15 protein-coding genes are annotated in these 18,759 nt (G+C 62.9%); 14 read left to right on the top strand and 1 reads right to left on the bottom strand.

Translation table 11 applies throughout. The features are described from left to right. The first annotated feature begins 131 nt into the window (after positions 1-131). From BTIS_RS03945 to BTIS_RS03880, 14 genes are all read left to right on the top strand, one after another. Entirely contained in the window at positions 132-1,421 is a 1,290-nt protein-coding gene (locus tag BTIS_RS03945) for an MFS transporter (protein ID WP_245819293.1), read from the top strand. A gap of 159 nt (positions 1,422-1,580) precedes the next feature. Next, positions 1,581-2,873 carry an MFS transporter gene (locus tag BTIS_RS03940; protein WP_158216831.1) on the top strand — a complete coding sequence of 431 codons (1,293 nt, stop codon included), beginning with the start codon at positions 1,581-1,583 and terminating at the stop codon, positions 2,871-2,873. 108 nt (positions 2,874-2,981) lie between these two features. After that, the gene (gene dapB, locus BTIS_RS03935; RefSeq protein WP_094662839.1) at positions 2,982-3,728 is read left to right on the top strand and encodes a 4-hydroxy-tetrahydrodipicolinate reductase; all 747 of its coding nucleotides are present in this window, start codon (positions 2,982-2,984) and stop codon (positions 3,726-3,728) included. A gap of 95 nt (positions 3,729-3,823) precedes the next feature. Beyond that, entirely contained in the window at positions 3,824-4,738 is a 915-nt protein-coding gene (locus tag BTIS_RS03930; protein ID WP_245819261.1) for an ADP-ribosylglycohydrolase family protein, read from the top strand. A gap of 64 nt (positions 4,739-4,802) precedes the next feature. Then, positions 4,803-5,708 (top strand): 4-hydroxy-tetrahydrodipicolinate synthase, encoded by a 906-nt coding sequence (gene dapA, locus BTIS_RS03925; RefSeq protein ID WP_094662837.1) that lies wholly within the window; start codon positions 4,803-4,805, stop codon positions 5,706-5,708. A gap of 63 nt (positions 5,709-5,771) precedes the next feature. Beyond that, positions 5,772-7,580 (top strand): ribonuclease J, encoded by a 1,809-nt coding sequence (locus BTIS_RS03920; RefSeq protein WP_094662835.1) that lies wholly within the window; start codon positions 5,772-5,774, stop codon positions 7,578-7,580. Positions 7,581-7,759: 179 nt separating this feature from the next. After that, complete coding sequence (pepN, locus tag BTIS_RS03915) at positions 7,760-10,357, top strand: aminopeptidase N (RefSeq protein ID WP_094662833.1); 2,598 nt, start codon at positions 7,760-7,762, stop codon at positions 10,355-10,357. A gap of 19 nt (positions 10,358-10,376) precedes the next feature. Beyond that, positions 10,377-12,101: a helix-turn-helix domain-containing protein gene (locus BTIS_RS03910; protein WP_094662831.1), complete on the top strand. Its 1,725-nt coding sequence runs from the start codon at positions 10,377-10,379 to the stop codon at positions 12,099-12,101. A 338-nt stretch (positions 12,102-12,439) separates the two neighbouring features. After that, positions 12,440-13,384, top strand: a complete 945-nt coding sequence (locus BTIS_RS03905) for an ABC transporter permease (RefSeq protein WP_094662829.1) — start codon at positions 12,440-12,442, stop codon at positions 13,382-13,384. A gap of 14 nt (positions 13,385-13,398) precedes the next feature. After that, on the top strand, positions 13,399-14,289 hold the full coding sequence (locus BTIS_RS03900) for an ABC transporter permease (protein WP_158216830.1): 891 nt from the start codon (positions 13,399-13,401) through the stop codon (positions 14,287-14,289). A gap of 1 nt (position 14,290) precedes the next feature. Continuing rightward, the gene (locus BTIS_RS03895) at positions 14,291-15,223 is read left to right on the top strand and encodes an ABC transporter ATP-binding protein (RefSeq protein WP_094662825.1); all 933 of its coding nucleotides are present in this window, start codon (positions 14,291-14,293) and stop codon (positions 15,221-15,223) included. A 2-nt stretch (positions 15,224-15,225) separates the two neighbouring features. Beyond that, complete coding sequence (locus tag BTIS_RS03890) at positions 15,226-16,170, top strand: ABC transporter ATP-binding protein (protein WP_158216829.1); 945 nt, start codon at positions 15,226-15,228, stop codon at positions 16,168-16,170. Then, the gene (locus tag BTIS_RS03885) at positions 16,167-17,714 is read left to right on the top strand and encodes an ABC transporter substrate-binding protein (protein WP_158216828.1); all 1,548 of its coding nucleotides are present in this window, start codon (positions 16,167-16,169) and stop codon (positions 17,712-17,714) included. Before BTIS_RS03890 ends, BTIS_RS03885 begins: the two co-directional genes overlap by 4 nt. A 58-nt stretch (positions 17,715-17,772) precedes the next feature. After that, entirely contained in the window at positions 17,773-18,030 is a 258-nt protein-coding gene (locus BTIS_RS03880) for a helix-turn-helix domain-containing protein (RefSeq protein WP_211279421.1), read from the top strand. Here the strand turns inward: BTIS_RS03880 and BTIS_RS03875 are convergent. Further along, complete coding sequence (locus tag BTIS_RS03875; RefSeq protein WP_094662817.1) at positions 18,027-18,671, bottom strand: TetR/AcrR family transcriptional regulator; 645 nt, start codon at positions 18,669-18,671, stop codon at positions 18,027-18,029. The two genes, BTIS_RS03880 and BTIS_RS03875, sit on opposite strands and share 4 nt — an antisense overlap. Positions 18,672-18,759 lie beyond the last annotated feature (88 nt).

The following is an 18,759-nucleotide window of genomic DNA, read 5'->3' as shown; positions in this document are numbered from 1 at the left end:
AGTCGAAAACAAGAGTTCCATGAGGTTGTCGACACATGACGAATTCGAAATCCGAAAAACCGCATACGCAGGTGCAGGGGGTTCCGGATGGGGGAGCGCGCGGCTCCGTCCGCCATGTCTCCCCATACGCGATGATCTTCCGCACCCCGGGTGCCAAGGCGTTTTGCGCCGCGGCGGCTGTGGCGCGCATGCCCATTTCCATGATGGGTCTGGGCATCGTGTTGGCGTTGAACCATCTGTACGACAACTGGACCGTAGCCGGCACCATGAGCGCGGTGTATGTGCTGTCGGCGGCCGTGGTCACGCCGTTCTACGCCCGCATGTTCGACCGGTTCGGCCAGCTCAAGGTGGGACGGGTGGCCCTCGCCGTGCAGGTGGTGGCCATGCTGTCCTTTGCGCTGGGTGCGCTGCTGCGCATCCCACTGGCCGTCCTGTTCGTGCTGGCCGTGCTCACGGGCATCACGCAGTTCGCGTTCGGCGCGCTCGTCCGCACCCGCTGGGCATGGGCGTTGCGCGGACAGCAGGACGACACGTTGCTCAACGCCGCCTACGCCTTTGAATCCGCGATTGACGAGACGGTGTTCATCCTCGGCCCGATCATGGCCGCGTTCCTTGCCACCAGCGTGCACCCGGTCTCCCAGCTGGTGTTCCCGGCATTGTGCGCACTGATCGGCGGCAGTGTATTCTTCTCGCTCAAGTCCACGCAGCCGCCCGTCATCACGGTCACGCCGGTGGAGGCCAATGCCGGTGGCAGCGTGATCGGGGAGGGCGGCAACGTGCGTGCCGGTGAATCCTCCAGAAAGATCAACGCCATGAGCACGCGGCGACATGTCAAAAGCGCACTCCTGTATCCGGGCGTGGCGTTGCTGGTGCTCGTGTTCATCGCGTTCAACACGAGCTTCTCCGCGTTCGATGTGTCGGTGACGGCCATGACCAAGGCGATGGGCGTGGAGAAGCTCGTGGGACTGCAGCTGGCCATGTTCGCCCTCGGCTCTCTGGTCGGCGCGCTGGTATTCGGATCGATCAAGCTCAAGGGGTCGCATTGGAGCCACATGGTGGTGCTGCTTGCCATCCTGTCGGTCTGGTACATCGGATTCCGCCTGTTCACCGGCAATCTGATCGCGCTGGGCGTGGTCGAGGTGCTGGCCGGACTATTCGTGGCCCCCACGTTCGCAACCGGCAACCTGCTGATCAAGGAGATCGTGCCTGAGGAGTCGCTGACCGAAGGACTGTCGTGGCTGGCCACGGGCAACTCCCTTGGCGTTTCGCTGGGCAGTTCCATCGGAGGCGTGGTGCTCGACTCCATGGGCGTACCCGCCGGTATGACGCTGCCGTTCGTCGCCACCGCGTGCGCGGTTCCGCTGGCCGCGCTGGCATGGGGTCTGGCCCGTCGCCGGCGTCGTGCCACGATGATCGACTGATACGGTCGCGGTCCCCCGGACACGGTCCCTCCACCGTCTACCCGGCAATCCGGTCGGTTTCCAACGGTTCCGTGGGCAAAACCGGCAGATATGGCGGCACGGCGATATCATGTGCGAGTGAGTGAGAGTGAACATACGCCACGTTCGACCGGGCGGTCCGTGCAAGAGAAGACGCAGTCTCCGCGGTTGGGCGGCGGACAGGCATATGCGATGTGGGCGGTGGCCATGGCCGGCTACGTCTTCGCCGTCACCTGCCGATCATCCCTGTCGGCCACGGGCATCGAGGCGGCCCATCATTTCAACACGACCAGTACGTCGCTGTCGATGTTCCTGTACCTGCAGCTGTTCGTCTACGCGATCATGCAGATACCGGCCGGCGTGCTGCTCGACCGGTTCGGCGCGCGCAAGCTCATCGCCACCGGAGGCCTGTTCATGGCCGTCGGCCAGGCGATGATGGCCATCGCGCCCGTGACCGCGCTCGCAATCGTCGGGCGCGGCATCGTGGGCATGGGCGATGCGATGACGTTCATCTCGGTGATCCGTCTGGTGTCCGCATGGTTCCCGTTCCGTCAGGTGCCGTTGATGAACCAGATCACGTCCATGCTCGGCGGCATGGGGCAGATCATCTCCATCTATCCGTTCGTCTGGCTGCTTGGTCTGACGAACTGGCAGGTCGCGTTCCTGTCATTGACCGGCGTGGGCGTGTGCATCGCCTCCGCGGTGCTGATGGGGGTCCGTGACGATCCGAACCAGACCGGCCGTCATCACGAACGTCCTCAGGGAGGATTGCGCGCGGCGCTGAACGGACTGCGTGCGGCGCTGAAGACCCCGGGCACGTTCTGCGGATTCTGGGTGCACGCCACCACCTGGTTCTCCATCAACATGATGAACCAACTGTGGGGATTCCCGTTCCTGCTCGCCGTGGAACACTATTCGCGCGCTCAGGCCAGCGCGTATCTGGCGATCGGCATGGTGATCAACGTGGCATGGGCGTTCATCATGGGCCGGGTGGCGGGTCTCCATCCCATTCACGGACGCGCGGCGATCGTCTACACTACCGTGGGCGCGCAGATGATCTGCTGGACGATCCTGCTGCTGACCCCGGGTCCGCATCCCACCTGGTTCATGGTGTTGCTGTTGCTGGCCATGTCCAGCGGCGGTCCGGCGTCGAACATCGCATTCGATTTCGCGCGTGACACCAACAGCCCCGCCAATCTCGGCGCGGCGACCGGCTTCGCCAATACGGGCGGATTCCTGTCGTCGGCGATCGTGTTCCTCGGCGTCGGTCTGCTGCTCGACGCGCAGGGCGCCACCAGCCCGAGCCTGTACACCGATCATGCGATGCGCATGGCCGTGCTCATCCAATACCCGCTGTGGATTCTCGGACTGACCGCGTTCACGATCATGCTGCCGAAGACGATACGGATTCTGCGTGAGCGGTTCCACCGGTGACTGGGTGACGGTTCGACCGGTGATGATAGACACATAATATACAGAACAAACCAACTGGAGCACATCAAACACGCTGGTAGACAGCATCACGATGCAAAGGAGATATCGATGATCAAGGTTTCCGTGATCGGTGCCAAGGGCCGTATGGGCGGCAATGTGGTCAACGCCGTCACTCAGGCGGACGACACCGAACTGGCGCTGGCGCTCGACGCCGGCGACGATCTGACGCAGGTGAACCCGGACAACACCGACGTGGCCGTGGAGTTCACCGTGCCGTCCGTGTCGCTGGACAACGTGCTCGCGCTGATCGGTCAGGGCGTGGACGTGGTGGTGGGCACCACCGGTTGGACCGACGAGAAGCTCGATCAGGTTCGTGCCGCACTCGCCGCCGCTCCGCGCAAGGACCAGGCCGTGTTCATCGCGCCGAACTTCGCCATCTCCGCCGTGCTGGCCGACTACTTCGCCGGTCTGGCCGCCCGATACTTCGAATCCGCGGAGGTCGTGGAGCTGCATCATCCGAACAAGGTGGATGCCCCCAGCGGCACCGCCATCCACACCGCGCACACCATCGCCGACGCCCGCCGCGCCGCGGGACTCGGCCCCATGCCCGACGCCACCGAAACCGACGGCGGCTCGCGCGGCCAGGTGATCGACGGCGTCCACGTGCACGCGGTGCGTCTGCGCGGCCTGAACGCGCATGAGGAGGTGCTGCTGGGCAACGCCGGCGAACAGCTCACCATCCGCGCCGACAGCTTCGACCGCGGCTCCTTCATGCCGGGCGTGCTGCTCGCTGTGCGCAGCGTGTCCGCGCACCCCGGTCTGACCATCGGCCTTGACAAGTTCCTTGATCTGTAAATCAAGCAGGATAGCATTCGCCGTTGCGACGGTTGCGCCGGATGCGGCAGTCCGGATGCGGCGGGTACGATACGTACGGTTATGGAGGTTTCACGATGCTGAATGATGTGATGGAGGCGACGCTCAGGGCGGCCGTATATGGGCAGGCGGTTGGTGACGCGCTCGGCGTGCCGTACGAGTTCAATCCGCGGGACACCTTCCGCTGCGTCGATATGGTCGGTCACGGCACGCACGACCAGCCCGCCGGCACATGGTCCGACGACACCGCGATGATGCTCGGCACGCTGGATTCGCTCGCCGACAACAACGGCACGGTGAACGTCGACGACATGCGTGGCAGGTTCGTCGCGTGGGCGCGCAACGGCGAGTATACGCCCGACGGCAAGGTGTTCGACATCGGCCGCACGACCAGCTATGCCCTGGCCAGCGGCAAAGGACGGGACGGCGAGCGCGACAACGGCAACGGCAGTCTGATGCGCATCATCCCGCTTGCGTTCGTCGACTGCTCCGATGATGACATCCGTGCGGTGAGTGCGATCACGCATGCGCATGAGATCAGCACGAGTGCGTGTGTGCGTTTCATTCACGCCGCGCGTCTGCTGATCGCGGAGTCGCCCGCCTGGCTGGCTTCCACATCCGACGGCGATGCCGATGATGACAGTGATATTCGGGATCGCCGTGCTGCGGCGATCGACAGGGCCTGGGCCATCGCCGAGGTGCCGGATCCGCATGTCACATCGCGCAGTGAGGTTCGTTCCAGCGGATTTGTGCTGGCTACGCTCGGAGCCGCGTTCTGGTGTCTGACGACGACCGACTGCTATGCGGACTGTGTGCGCGAGGCGGTGAATCTGGGTAGTGACACCGATACCACTGCCGCGGTGGCCGGAGCGTTGGCGGGCATCGTCTACGGGTACGATGCCAATCCATGGACCGGCGTGATGCGTGGCACCGATCTGCTCGATCGTCTGATCGACAAGGCGGCTGCCGCGTTCCCCGCCGCAACTGAGTAGACCACGTCTGCGTATTGTGGACATCGTCCTGTCCGAGTCCACAATCCGAAGTACGGTAAGCGATATGAGTGACGGTACAATGCATCTTCTCGACCCTGCCCCGTTCGGGCGTATCCTTCCCGCTATGGTCACGCCGATGACCGCGGATGGCAATGTGGATTATGAGGCCGCTCAGGCTTTGGCCAGTCATCTGGTCGCCGACGGCGCCGATGGTCTGGTGGTCAACGGCACGACCGGCGAATCGCCGGTGACCCACATGGATGAAAAGGTCGCGTTGGTGAAGGCCGTCAAGGAGGTCGTGGACGTGCCGGTGATCTCCGGTGCGGGTTCCAACGACACCGCGCACACCGTGCGTATGGTGGAGCAGACCCAGGAGGCTGGCGCGGACGCCGTGCTCGTCGTCATGCCGTATTATTCGCGTCCGAGTCAGGAAGGCATCGTCGGTCATTACAAGGCCGTCGATGAGGTCGCCGAGAAGCCGATCATCGTGTACGACGTGCCGGGTCGTACCGGACTGAAGGTGTCCATCGAAACGTATGATCGTCTCGCCGAACTCGAGCATGTCAAGGCCGTCAAGGACGCCACCGGTGATCTCGCCGCGGCCGTGGAGAAGCAGCAACGCACCGGTCTGGCATGGTATTCCGGTGATGACGGTCTGTTCCTGCCGTTCCTGTCCATCGGCGCAGTCGGCATCATCTCGGTGATCGCGCATGTGGCCAGCAATCCCATGCGCCGTCTCGTCGAGGCGTTCGACGAGGGTGACATCGCCACCGCACGCCGTCTCGCCAACCAGCTGGCACCGCTGGTGCACTCCCTGAACGGTGACGGCTATCAGGCAGTGATGGCCAAGGCCGCCTGCAAGGTCAGGGGATACATTCCCGACACCACCATGCGTCTGCCGAACATCGGCCCCAACGCCGCACAGATCGCCAAGGCCGAGGAGGGCATGCGCGCTGCCGGTCTGCTCTGAGCGGACCAACCAAGCGTCGCTCCCGTATAGGCGGGGGCAAGAAACAAACGGAAAAACAAGAGAATGGTCAAAGAAACAAACACCAATAATTCCAACACCGCCAAGAAGCGCGGCGGATCCCGCAGGAGCGGTGGATCCCGTCGCGGCCGCAGGCCCGCCCAGCAGTCCAGGGGCCAGCGTCAGGAGCTGATCGCACCGCCGAAGTACCGCAAGGGATCCATGCGCATCGTGCCGCTGGGTGGCCTTGGCGAGATCGGCCGCAACATGAACGTGATCGAATACAACGGTCACCTGCTGCTCATCGACTGCGGTGTGCTCTTCCCCGAGGAGGAGCAGCCGGGCGTCGATCTGATCCTGCCTGATTTCAGCTACATCAAGGACCGTCTCGACAAAGTCGAGGCCCTGGTGCTTACGCACGGCCACGAGGATCACATCGGCGGCGTGCCCTACCTGCTCAAGCTCCGTCCCGACATCCCGCTGATCGGTTCCAAGCTCACGCTCGGCTTCGTGGACGCCAAGTGCAAGGAACATCATCTCAACCCCACCAAGGTGGAGGTCGAGGGACGCGATCGTCTCAAGGTCGGTCCGTTCAACCTCGAGTTCGTCACCGTGACCCACTCCATCCCCGACGCGCTCGCCGTGTTCGTCAAGACCCCGGCCGGCAGCCTCATCGACACGGGCGACATCAAGCTCGACCAGCTGCCGCTCGACCACCGCATCACCGATCTGGTGGAGTTCGGCCGTCTGGGCGAGCAGGGCGTGGACCTGCTCATGATGGACTCCACCAACGCCGAGATCCCGGGCTTCGTCAAGCCCGAGACATCCATTGGTCCGGCACTCGACCGCGTGTTCGCCGAAGCCAAGCGCAAGATCATCGTCGCCAGCTTCTCCAGCCATGTGCACCGCGTGCAGCAGGTGGTTGATGCGGCGCACAAGTACGGCCGCAAGGTGGTGTTCGTGGGCCGTTCGATGGTGCGCAACATGGGCATCGCCTCCGATCTGGGCTACCTGCACATCCCCGAGAACACCGTCATCGACATGAAGCAGGCCGAGGACGTGCAGGACGACAAGCTCGTCTTCATGTGCACCGGATCCCAGGGTGAGCCGATGGCCGCGCTCGGCCGTATCGCCGACGGCAACCACCCGTACATCAAGGTCAACGAGTTCGACACCGTGATCCTGGCCAGCTCCCTGATTCCGGGCAACGAGCATGGCGTGTACAAGGTGATCAACAAGCTTGTGCAGATGGGCGCCCGCGTGGTGAACCGCGACAACGCCGCCGTGCACGTGTCGGGTCACTGCAATGAGGGCGAGCTGCTGTACATGTACAACATCGTCAAGCCCAAGTGCGCCATGCCGATCCACGGCGAGAACCGCCACCTCGTGGCCAACGGCCTGATCGCCGTGAAAACCGGCGTCGACCCGCAGAACGTGGTGCTGGCCGAGGACGGCGACGTGGTGGATCTCTACCATGGTCAGGCCGCCATCGTCGGCTCCGTGCCGTGCAACTACGTGTACGTGGACGGCGACTCGGTCGGCGAGCTCACCGACGAGGAGCTCGAGAAGCGTCGCATCCTCGGCACCGAGGGCTTCGTCTCCAGCTTCGTGGTGGTCGACACTGAGACCAGCGAAGTGGTCAACGGTCCGAAGATCTACCTCAACGCCGTTGCCGAGGACGAAAGCGAATTCCGCCAGGTGCAGTCGCAGATCGTGCAGAACCTCGAGGATGCCATGATGCAGGGCACCAAGAGCACCCACCAGCTGCAGCAGATCATGCGCCGCACGCTGGGCAGCTGGGTGGCGCGCAAGCTCCACCGCCGTCCGATGATCGTGCCCGTCGTGGCCGACATCGCGCAGGACGTGGAAGAGTAATCGTACCGACGATTCAGGCTCCCCTCACACGAGGGGAGCCTACGCATATCCGTGCATATCCGCACCACGTACCATTACCAACACGTACGCCGTACCGGTACACGCCCATAGCGGGCGCGGCCATCGGTCGGCATCAACAACAACGAACAGGCAGAACCGCGAACAAGGAAGGGGAAACCATGCCGGGAGCCAATCTCACCAGAATCGAAGCCGAGGAACGCGCGGGAATCGTCTCGCACGCGGCATACACGGTGGAACTCGACCTGACGAAGGGCGCAAAGACCTTCGTCTCGAACACCACCGTCACCTTCGACGGCAAGCCGGGGGAGTCGACCTACCTTGATCTGATCGCCGACTCCGTGGAATCCATCACACTCAACGGCGTCGCACTTGACGCCACGGCGTACGCCGACTCGCGCGTGGCGCTCGCCGGTCTGGCCGAGCACAACACGGTCGAGGTCAAGGCGCTGTGCCGCTACTCCACCACCGGCGAGGGACTGCACCGCAGCGTGGACCCCTCCGACGGCAACGTGTACCTGTACACGCAGTTCGAAGTTCCGGACGCCCGCCGCATGTACGCCGTATTCGACCAGCCCGACATCAAGGCCACGTTCGACTTCACCGTGACCGCACCCAAGTCGTGGGACGTCATCTCCATCGGTACCGTGGCATCCGTCGAGGACGTGGACCAGAAGACCGAACCCGGTACGCTCGGCGACAAGCCCGCCGAAACCGCGCGCCGCTGGACATTCGCCACCACGCCCACGATGAGCTCCTACCTGACGGCCCTCGTGGCCGGTCCGTACGCCAGCTGGCACACCGACTACGCGAACGAGGACGGCCGTACCGTGCCCATGGGCATCTACTGCCGTCAGGCGCTCAAGGACGCCATGGCCAAGGACGTGGACTACCTGTTCGACATCACCAAGAAGGGCTTCGCGTTCTACAACGACCAGTGGGGCGTGCCCTACCCGTACGCCAAGTACGACCAGCTGTTCGTCCCCGAATACAACGCCGGCGCCATGGAGAACATCGGCACCGTGACGATCCGCGACTCCTACGTGTTCGAATCCAAGGTGACCGACGCGCTGGCCAACCGCCGCGTGGAGACCATCCTGCACGAGCTCGCCCACATGTGGTTCGGCGACCTGGTCACGATGAAGTGGTGGAACGACCTGTGGCTCAACGAATCGTTCGCCGAATTCATGTCCACGCTCGCCACCGCCGAAGCCACCGACTGGTCGAACGACTGGGCCACGTTCTGCGCCGGCGAGAAGAGCTGGGCCCTGCGTCAGGACCAGCTGCCCACCACGCATCCGATCGTCGCTCCCATCAACGATCTCAACGACACGTACGTGAACTTCGACGGCATCACCTACGCCAAGGGCGCGTCCGTGCTCAAGCAGCTCGTGTTCTACGTGGGCCGTGATCGCTTCTTCCAGGGCATCCACAACTACCTGACCGCCCACTCGTACGGCAACGCCACACTGGCCGACCTGCTCGACGAACTCGAACAGACCAGCGGCCGCGACCTGAAGGCATGGAGCCGTCAGTGGCTCGAATCCGCCGGCATCAACACCATCGCCACCGAACTGGAGACCGCCGCCGACGATACGATCATCAGGCTCGCACTGCGTCAAAGTGCCCCGGTCGATCATAACGTGCTGCGCGTGCACCGTCTCGCCGTCGGCTTCTACGACGTGGACGAGAACGGTGCGGTCACCCGGACCAAGCGCTTCGAACTCGACGTGGACGGCGAACTGACCGAGGTGGCCGACGCCGTGGGACTCAAGCGTCCGGCGTTCATCCTGGTGAACGACGACGACCTCACCTACACCAAGCTGCGTCTCGACAGCGCTTCGCTCGACTTCGCCCTGAAGAATCTCCACCGCTTCTCCGACGCGCTCACCCGCGCCGTGGTGTGGCTGAGCCTGTGGGACATGACCCGCGACGGCGAACTGCCCGCCGAGGACTTCATCGCCGTGAGCCTCAAGGCGCTCGCCAGCGAAACCGAATCCACCACCTTCCGCTACGCGATCGCGCAGATCAGCACCACCGCGCACCACTACGTGGCCTCCGCCCGCCGCGCCGCCGTGCTCGAGGACGTGTCCAGGAACCTGTGGACCCTGACGCTTGACGCCAAGGCCGGGTCCGACAACCAGTTCCAGCTGCTCAAGGCCTACCTCGGTTACGGTCACGACAGCGAATTCGAAGCACACGTGCGCGGCCTGCTCGACGGCACGCTCACGCTGCCGGGCCTCGACATCGACAACAACCTGCGCTGGTCGCTGATCCACGCGCTCGCCGACCAGGGTCTGATCGACGTCGCCGACATCGACGCCGAGCTCGCCCGCCGCGACACCACGGAGAACCGTGAATTCGCCGTGGGTGCCAAGGCCGCGATCAACACCGCTGAGGCCAAGCGTTGGGCATGGGATCAGGCCCTGCACAACGACGAGCTGACCAACTCGCAGATGGAATCCGTGGCCTACGCCTTCTCCGGCACCGACAGCCGCGAGCTCGCCGACCCGTACGTCGACGAATACTTCACCGTGATCGACTGGGTGTGGAAGAACAAAACCTACCACATGGCGGAAACGCTGCTCAACGGCCTGTACCCGGGCTATGCCGATCCGGCCTCGCTGGTATCCGCCGGCGACGCCTGGCTCGCCGATCACGAGGACGCCGATCGTGCCCTGCGCCGTCTGGTGCTCGAGAACCTCGCCGGTTCCAAGCGCACCCTCGCCGTGAATCGGTACAACGAATCCCTGCAGTAGTCCGCAGCCTGCAGCCGATATGACCGCCGAATCATCATCCTCGAAGCGTGACCCGTCATCCGACGGCGTTACGCTTCGTCGTCTGCTCGCCGACCCGGAACTGGGACTGACCTTGACCTGTCCCGGCGAGCCGGGTGCACTCGACCGGCCCATATCGTGGGTTCATCCCGCGGAGATCGCCGACATCGCCATGTGGAGCGAGCCCGGCGAGGTGCTGCTTACCACCGGCACGAACTTTCCCACGGAACCCATGGACGCCGCCGACGATCACGCTCTGCTGGTCGCCGCGCGCAAGGCGGTGGGATTGCCGGCCCGCTTCACCGACGAGCGGGAGGCCTATCGGCAGTGGTGCGACTGCTATGTGTCCCAGCTGGTGCAGGCGGGCGTGCTCGCCATCGGGTTCGGCGTAGGGGTCAAGCACCCGTCAGCGCCGGCCGCCCTGCTCGATGCGGCCGCCCGCGGCGGTCTGCCGATGTTCGACGTACCGCTGAGGATCCCGTTCCTTGCCGTCGTCAAAACCGTCTCGAAGGCCATCGCCGACCGGCATGACGAGACCATGCGACGGTCCCTGCTCATGCAACGGCAGATGCTCAAATCCGCATCCGGCGAGGACCCGCTGCACGGCGTGATCTCCACCATGGCCAGACTGCTCGGCGGGTGGGCCGCCTACGTCGACGCCGATGGCACGGTGGTTGACATCTCTAACCGCACCTTCGGCAAACAAGCCCAGGATTGGGCCATGCGATTGGCCGCCAAGGCCGCCCAGTCCCAAGCCAATCCGGCGTTGACCACCGTGTTTGGCGTGCAGAATGGGCATAGCTGCTGCGCCTGCGTGGTGCGCGATCCGTCCGCATCCTCCGGTGGTTCGGTCGGTGGTTCGATGGCGGGCTCCGGTGCGGCGATTGGCGGGCGTGGCGGCGTGCTCACCGGCATCATGGTGGCCAGCGCACCCCGGAATGCGCGGACCGACGTGCAGTTGCGTTCGCTGACCATGGCCGCCGCCGACGTGTTGTCGGTCGTGGTGCCGCGACTGCAGTCGTCCGGCAGACGCATCGGCCGTCTGCGTACCGCGATGTTCGCCGCGTTCGCCGATGGGCAGGGCGAGACGTTGCTGCCGATGGCGGGGGAGCTGTGGCATGCCGTACCGCGGCCGCCGTTGCGATTAATCTGTGTGGACGGCGATGACGTAGTGGATCGCCTGTACGAGGTGATGGATTCCGGAGGAATCATTCCTGAATCCGGTGCCGCGGTGTTCGGCGTGTACGATCGGCGTCTATGGCTGATCGTTGGTGACGACGATGCGTCGGAGGTGCTGGGCGCGTTGTGCATGCGCGACGACTGCGACTGCGGGTCAGTCATCTGCCCCTCATGGCGTGCGCTGAAGGACGGGTTTGCGTCGGCCGTTCAGGACATGTACCGTATCCGGCTTAATGGCGAAGGGCGTGAGTTTGCCGATATCTCCGCCCACGAGCTGATTCATGCTGAACTGGCTGTGGCGTATGCGTCCGAGTTGCTGGCACCGTTGCGACGGCTTCCCCGTCAGGAGTCGGATACGTTGATGGCCACCATCCGCGAACTGTTCGCCGTCTCGTTCAACGTGGGGGCCGCCGCCAAGGCGCTCGGCGTGCATCGGCACACCGTGGAGAATCGTCTGTCCAAGATCGAACGGGTCCTCGGACTGGATCTGAGGCAGGAGGCGTCGCGCGTACGCCTGTGGATCGCCTGCTCGTTCCTGCGCGGATAGTCCGCGCCGTCCGCGTAGTCGCCGTAGTCGTGCAATCATGAGGTCGTATGATCACGCCGTTCCGCGTCCTGTGTAAATTCCACGTTATGTTCTTCCTGCGGTCATGTGTGCCGTGTGTTACGGGATGGATGTCCCGCAGCCATTCCCATGGGTGTCATTTCGTTGCAAAATCAACGATTCGCCGATGATTCCGAATATTGCGACCCTATTGTTTCACGATGACGATGCTATGGATATCATGTCCAATTTGATGAAGAGTACTCACTGAACGTCCATTGTTTGACCCCCTCTCGTGAGGAACAATCCCTTACAGATGCCTATATGAGAGGAAGCAAGCCATGAGTGGATCGAAATGGTTATACATAGGGAAACGGCTGCTGCTGCTTATCCCCACCGTGTGGGGCTGTGCCACGCTCACCTTCTTCCTGCTGAAGCTCACCCCCGGTGATCCCGCCGTGCAGGCCCTCGGTCCCAAGGCCAGCAAGCAGGCGCTCGAGGCGCTACGCGAATCCTGGGGACTGAACGATCCGCTCTGGCAGCAGTATCTGCGGTTCCTCGGTGACCTGTGCACCGGCAATCTCGGCACCTCGTACTCCGCCAAGGCGCCGGTGGTCGAGCTCATCGCCACCCGACTGCCGGTCACACTGATCATCATGGTGCTGGCCGCGGTGTTCGCTGTGATCATCGCCCTGCCGTTGAGCGTCTGGGTGGCCACCAGCGGATCGCGCGTGGTGACCGAGTTCGTGCGCATACTCAACGCCGTGGCACAGGGCTGGCCCACATTCTTCCTCGGCGCGATCCTGCTACAGATCTTTGCCATCCAACTCGGATGGTTCCCCATCGGATCGGTGTCCGGCGGCGTCGACGTTGCCGCCCTCATCCTGCCGTCGTTCGCCGTGGCGGTGTCGATCGCGCCGATCATCATCCGCAGTCTCACCCAGTCGCTGCAGGACTCCGTGAACAGCGAATACGTGAACTTCGGCCGGGCCAAGGGATTAAGCGGCCGGGCGGTGCTGTTCAACTACGCGCTGCGCAACGGCTCCATCTCCGCGGTCTCCGTGCTCGGTATTCAGGTCGGATTCCTGGTGGGCGGCACGCTCGTGGTGGAGAATGTATTCGCCGTGCCCGGGCTTGGTCAGCTGCTTATGGACTCCGTGATGAAGCGCGACCTTCCCGTGGTGCAGACCCTCACCGTGGTGTTCGGCATCATCGTGGTGCTGGTCTATCTGATCACCGACCTCGTATACGGCGCCCTCGATCCGCGCGCCGCCAAGCGCGGATGAGAGAGGAGAACGACATGTCGGAAACCAAGATCCCCGTGGCACAGGCCAACAAGGATTACGCCAAGATCAAACTCACCGGATCCAAGCCGCGCAGACGGAAACGCATCGGTGCGGAACTCGTCATCGGATGCGTGATGCTCAGTCTGATCGCGCTGCTCATCATCGCCGCACCATTGCTCACCCCGTATGACCCCACCCATCAGAGCCTGCGTGAGGCCATGCTCGGCTCGTCCTCCGCCCACCCGCTCGGCACCGACCAGTACGGTCGTGATATCTGGGCGCGACTGCTGTACGGCGGCCGCATCGATTTGTTCGTCGCCGTGATGGCCGTGTTCACCCCGCTGGTGATTGGCACGATTCTGGGAGCGATCGCAGGATACTTCGATGGCGCCGTTCCCACCGTGATCATGCGACTCGCCGATCTGGTCTCATCGTTCCCGTTCTACGTGCTGGTCATCGTGCTCGTATTCGTGCTCGGTAATGGCGGCATGTCCATCTTCATTGCCATCTCCGCCGTGTCATGGGTGCCGTACACGCGCATCAGCCGCGGTGAGACGCTGATCCTGCGCGACCGCGAGTTCATCGCCAGCTGCAAGGCGTCCGGCTTCACCGACGGCTGGGTGCTGTTCCGTCACGTGATCCCCAACATCGCATCGCAGGGCATCGTCTACGCCATGAGCGACATCGTCGTGAACCTTGGCATCATCGTCACCCTGAGCTACTTCGGACTCGGTATCGTGCCGCCCACCCCCGACTGGGGACAAATGATGAACGACGGTCAGCAGTTCCTCGCCGCCGGCGTCTACAGTCTTACCGTCATCCCCACCATCGTTATCATCCTGATCTCTCTGGCATTGTCGTTCATCGGCGACGGACTCGCCAACGTGCTGAAAGTGAGGCGCTGACATGACTGCGACTGACATGACCACATCTGGCAAGACCGCACCGGACTACGAATACGCGCTTGAGATCGTCGATCTCACCATCGACGTGGACAAGCACGGCGAACGCGTCCCCGCGGTGAAAAACCTCACCATCCGCGTACGCCCCGGCGAATCCCATGGCCTCGTGGGCGAATCCGGATCCGGCAAGAGCCTGACATTGCGCGCCGTGATGGGGCTGTTCTCCAAGGGCGCACATTATCGTTCCGGAAGCATCAAGGTCTGCGGAAAGGAAGTGCTGGGACCGTCAGCGCCGAACTACGATCCCGTCATACGCGGCAAGGGCGTGTCCATGGTATTTCAGGAGCCGGCCGTGGCGTTGAATCCGATCATGAAGGTCGGCTGGCAGATCGTGGACGCACTGCGCGAACAGGAGCATCTCAGCCGTGCCGACGCCCGCGCCCGAGCCATTGAACTCATGGAAAGCGTCGGTATCACCAACCCCGAGGACCGATTCGACTCCTATCCGTTCGAACTGTCCGGCGGCATGCGCCAACGCGTGATGATTGCCGCCGCCATCGCATGCAAACCCAAGGTGTTGCTCTGCGACGAACCAACCACCGCGCTCGACGTGACCATCCAGCAGCAGATCCTCGACATCTTCCGGTCCATCGCTGACTCCGGCACCGCACTACTGTACGTGACGCACGATCTGGCCGTTGTCTCGCAACTATGCGGAACACTCAGTGTGATCTACCACGGACGGATCGTCGAAGAAGGCACCCTGCGCGACGTCTTCGACACGCCCAAGGATTCGTACACGCGGCAGTTGCTCAGCTCCACGCCGTACCTCAAGGGCGTCATGAAGGCCGCCAAGACCGGAGATGACAACGGGGGCGTCGACAACAGCGTCGACAACAGCGACGGCAACGCCGACAGCGGCCGGAAAGGAGCATGATCATGGCCACATGGAACGACATGATCGAAACGGCCGAAGCCAAGGCCGAACAGACAGGCAACGAAGGACGCATCGTCAACCCGTTCGGAGAATCATCCCAGCCGCAGCCCCACCAGACCAGACTGCTCGACGTACGCGGGCTGAACATCGAATTCGTCACCCGTCAGCACGGTCGCAAAACCCGGTTCACTGCGGTCAAGCACGCCGATCTGCACGTGGACCTCGGCGAGATCGTCGGACTTGTCGGCGAATCCGGATCTGGCAAGTCCACCATCTCCCGAGCCGTCGTCGGACTCAACGACAACTACACGGGAACCATCGAATTCGACGGACACGAACTTGGCCGCAAACGCACCCGCGAACAGTGGCGCGAGATCCAGATGGTCTTCCAGGATCCGTACGCCTCACTCGACCCGCGCCTGACCGTACGCAAGATGCTGCGCGAAGTAATCCTCTACCACAAGGTGGTCATGGTCACGCAGGCGGACGAATACTGTGAATACCTGATGAACCTGGTCGAGCTGCCCGTCGAAATGCTCGACGCCCTGCCGGCGGAAATGTCCGGTGGACAACGCCAACGAGTCGCCATCGCCCGCGCTCTCGCCGTACGCCCATGGCTGCTCATAGCCGACGAACCCACCGCCGCGCTCGACGTCTCCGTACAGGCGGGCATCATCAACCTGCTCATGGACCTCAACAAGCGGCTCGACCTGTCGATCCTGTTCATCTCGCACGACCTCAACATCGTGCGATCCATCTGCGAACGCACCTACGTGATCTACCACGGCGACCTCGTGGAGGAAGGCCCCACCGAACAGGTGTTCAGCCACCCCGCCAACGCCTACACACGGCGTCTGATCGACGCCATCCCCAAACTGTCCAGCGCATACGTAGAACGACTGGCGGCCGGAACGAACGATGTCGAACACGACGAGGAGCAGGCATGATGCGAATGATCCCGATGCTGAGCAAGGCGGCGGCCATGGTGCTCGCCGCCGTGATGACGATATCCGTATCCGCATGCGGATCCCATTCGACCGCGGCCGACACGCAGGACCTCGTCGTGGCGCGCTCGCTGGAAACCACCGACATGCTGCCCGCCACCGGCTACAGCAATGGCGATATCTGGGCGATCCAGCAGGTCTATCAGACGCTCACCCGCAACAAGGCCGACGGTTCCGGCGTAGAACCCGGACTCGCCGAATCATGGGACGAGTCCGCCGACCAGCTGTCGTGGACGTTCCACCTGCGGCACGGCGTGAAATTCCACAACGGCACCGAAATGACCTCCAAGGACGTGAAGTTCTCCATCGACTTCGCCCGAACCGCCCGCGACGACAAGCCGTGGCAGTTCCTGTTCGAGGCGATCAGCGGCGTGGACGTGATCGACGACTACACGGTGCGCATCGATCTGTCGGAGCCGTGGGCCCCGCTGCTCAGCGACCTGTCGATGTCTGCCATCTCGATCATGCCCGCCGACTTCGCCGGTATGAGCGAAACGGCGTTTCGATCCAACCCCATCGGCACCGGCCCATACAAGGTGGGCGAATGGAAGAAGGGCGACTACATCAAATTCGTCCGCAACAACGACTACTGGGAGAAGGGCAAGCCCAAACTCAACTCGGTGACCTTCAAATACGTGTCTGATGCCAACACGCGCAGCCAGATGGTGCAGTCCGGACAGGCGCAGATTGACGAATTCCCCACGGCCGTGTCCGTGTCGGCGCTCAACAAGACCAAGAACGTGCACGTGGCGTCGTTCCCCTCTACGTCGCTGATCTGGGTGAACCTCAACAACCGCAAGAAGCCACTCGATGACGTGCATGTACGCCGCGCGCTCGCCTACGCCATCGACAAGCAAGCCATCGTGCGCGCCGTGTACTACGGTCAGGCCGAGTCGGCGAATTCCATGCTGTCGAAGAACCTCATGGGATATTCCAAAGATGTGAAGGATCTGCGATACAGCATGGAGAAGGCGAAGGAGGAACTCGCCAAGTCGAACGCCCCCAAGCATTTCTCGCTGACGATTCAGGTGCAGTCCGGAGATCCGGAGAAGGCGATGCTCGCGCAGATCCTGCAGGAGTCGTGGAAGGACCTTGGCGTGGACGTGACGTTGCAGACGCTGGATTCCACCACCGTGTACTCCAACCGCACGTCCGGCGACTTCGACGTGGCCATGTTCGAGATGACCAACGACATCTCCGATCCCGACGAATGGATGCAGTACATGTTCTCGTCCAGTGCGAACGTGAATTCCGGGTACGCCAATCCGCAGGTGGACGATCTGATCAAGAAGGCGGCCGCCGATTCCGATCGCGACACCCGACTCAGGTACTACGCGCAGGTGCAGCAGATCATCGCCGACGATGCGCCGGAGATCCCGCTGGTGTACAAGCCGGGACTGTTTGCCGTCCGTGATCAGGTGAAGGACTTCTCCGTCACCACGTTGGGCGAGTACAAGCTCGCCGACACCACCATCGCGCAGGAATGAGAAGAGGGTTGATCGCATGGCGTGACGTGCGCAACGCACGGCGTACATGGTGTGTGTAGTGGAGCGACTGTATGCGGCGATGGATTCCGGTGGTATCGTGTCCGGATCCAAGGCCGCCGTATTAGGCGTCTACGACCGTCGTGCATGGTTGATCGTCGGCGATGACGATGCCGCCAAGGCGCTGGGAGTGCATCGACACACCGTGGAGAACCGTCTCGACAGAATCGAGCGGTTGCTCGGACTGGATCTGGGGCGGGAATCCTCGCGTGTGCGGCTGTGGATCGCGTGCTCGTTTCTTCGGTCCGACGGTCGCTAGACGGTCCGGGCGACGACTTTGGCGCCGTCGGCTTCGATCAGGCTCATGCTGCGCTCGAACGCCTCGGGGCCGATGCGCTGCACGTAGTTGTCGGCCAGGGCCGCCATGGTTTCCACGCTTTCCTTGCGGCCGTTGGTGAACCATCGCTGAAGAAGGCTCACCAGCCCGCCCACGATGAAGTCGAATTGGTAGACGAACAGCATCATTTCCTGATGATCGTCGCGATTGACCGTTCGACGGTTCGAGAAATGCTCCCCGCACTTAACAGGCAGCACCGTTTCGGCGAGCGCATTCTGCAGGGTGATGATGATGTCGCCGTATAGCGTCGTGTCCCCGTTGTACGTCAGCAGCGTGAACATCTGCTCGTTGTCGTCGAAGTATTCGAAGATCTCCCGGGTAATACCGGCTGTGTCGCCATGCTGGATCTCCTCGGCGTGCCGCACGATGAGTTCGCGGAGCATGATGCAGCATTCGGTTTTCAGTTCGTCGAACAGTTCGTACACGTCCTTGTAGTGCGCGTAGAACGTGGCTCGGTTGATGTCGGCGATTCTTGTCAGTTCCGTCACTGTGATGTCGTTCAGTGGCTTGGTCTCCAACAGGCTGATGAGGGCCCGCAGCAGTTGCGTACGGGTTCGACGCATTCGACGGTCCATGATGGTTCTCGCTTTCGGTTCGGGACATCGATATTCGAGATAAACAACACTTGTTGATTATCTTGTCGTCTAGGCG

This window comes from Bifidobacterium tissieri (genome assembly GCF_002259645.1).
In the GTDB taxonomy this organism is placed as follows: Bacteria; Actinomycetota; Actinomycetes; order Actinomycetales; family Bifidobacteriaceae; genus Galliscardovia; species Galliscardovia tissieri.
This window is presented reverse-complemented; position numbering and strand designations above follow the sequence as displayed.

Bases quoted from the DNA above. Each gene is read 5' to 3' on its own strand.
- BTIS_RS03895 (WP_094662825.1), top strand. From the start codon at position 14,291: ATGACTGCGACTGACATGACCACATCTGGCAAGACCGCACCGGACTAC.
- BTIS_RS03875 (WP_094662817.1), bottom strand. From the start codon at position 18,671: ATGCGTCGAACCCGTACGCAACTGCTGCGGGCCCTCATCAGCCTGTTG.
- BTIS_RS03900 (WP_158216830.1), top strand. From the start codon at position 13,399: ATGTCGGAAACCAAGATCCCCGTGGCACAGGCCAACAAGGATTACGCC.
- BTIS_RS03930 (WP_245819261.1), top strand. From the start codon at position 3,824: ATGCTGAATGATGTGATGGAGGCGACGCTCAGGGCGGCCGTATATGGG.
- BTIS_RS03920 (WP_094662835.1), top strand. From the start codon at position 5,772: ATGGTCAAAGAAACAAACACCAATAATTCCAACACCGCCAAGAAGCGC.
- dapB (WP_094662839.1), top strand. From the start codon at position 2,982: ATGATCAAGGTTTCCGTGATCGGTGCCAAGGGCCGTATGGGCGGCAAT.
- BTIS_RS03890 (WP_158216829.1), top strand. From the start codon at position 15,226: ATGGCCACATGGAACGACATGATCGAAACGGCCGAAGCCAAGGCCGAA.
- BTIS_RS03945 (WP_245819293.1), top strand. From the start codon at position 132: ATGATCTTCCGCACCCCGGGTGCCAAGGCGTTTTGCGCCGCGGCGGCT.
- BTIS_RS03885 (WP_158216828.1), top strand. From the start codon at position 16,167: ATGATGCGAATGATCCCGATGCTGAGCAAGGCGGCGGCCATGGTGCTC.
- BTIS_RS03905 (WP_094662829.1), top strand. From the start codon at position 12,440: ATGAGTGGATCGAAATGGTTATACATAGGGAAACGGCTGCTGCTGCTT.
- pepN (WP_094662833.1), top strand. From the start codon at position 7,760: ATGCCGGGAGCCAATCTCACCAGAATCGAAGCCGAGGAACGCGCGGGA.
- dapA (WP_094662837.1), top strand. From the start codon at position 4,803: ATGAGTGACGGTACAATGCATCTTCTCGACCCTGCCCCGTTCGGGCGT.
- BTIS_RS03910 (WP_094662831.1), top strand. From the start codon at position 10,377: ATGACCGCCGAATCATCATCCTCGAAGCGTGACCCGTCATCCGACGGC.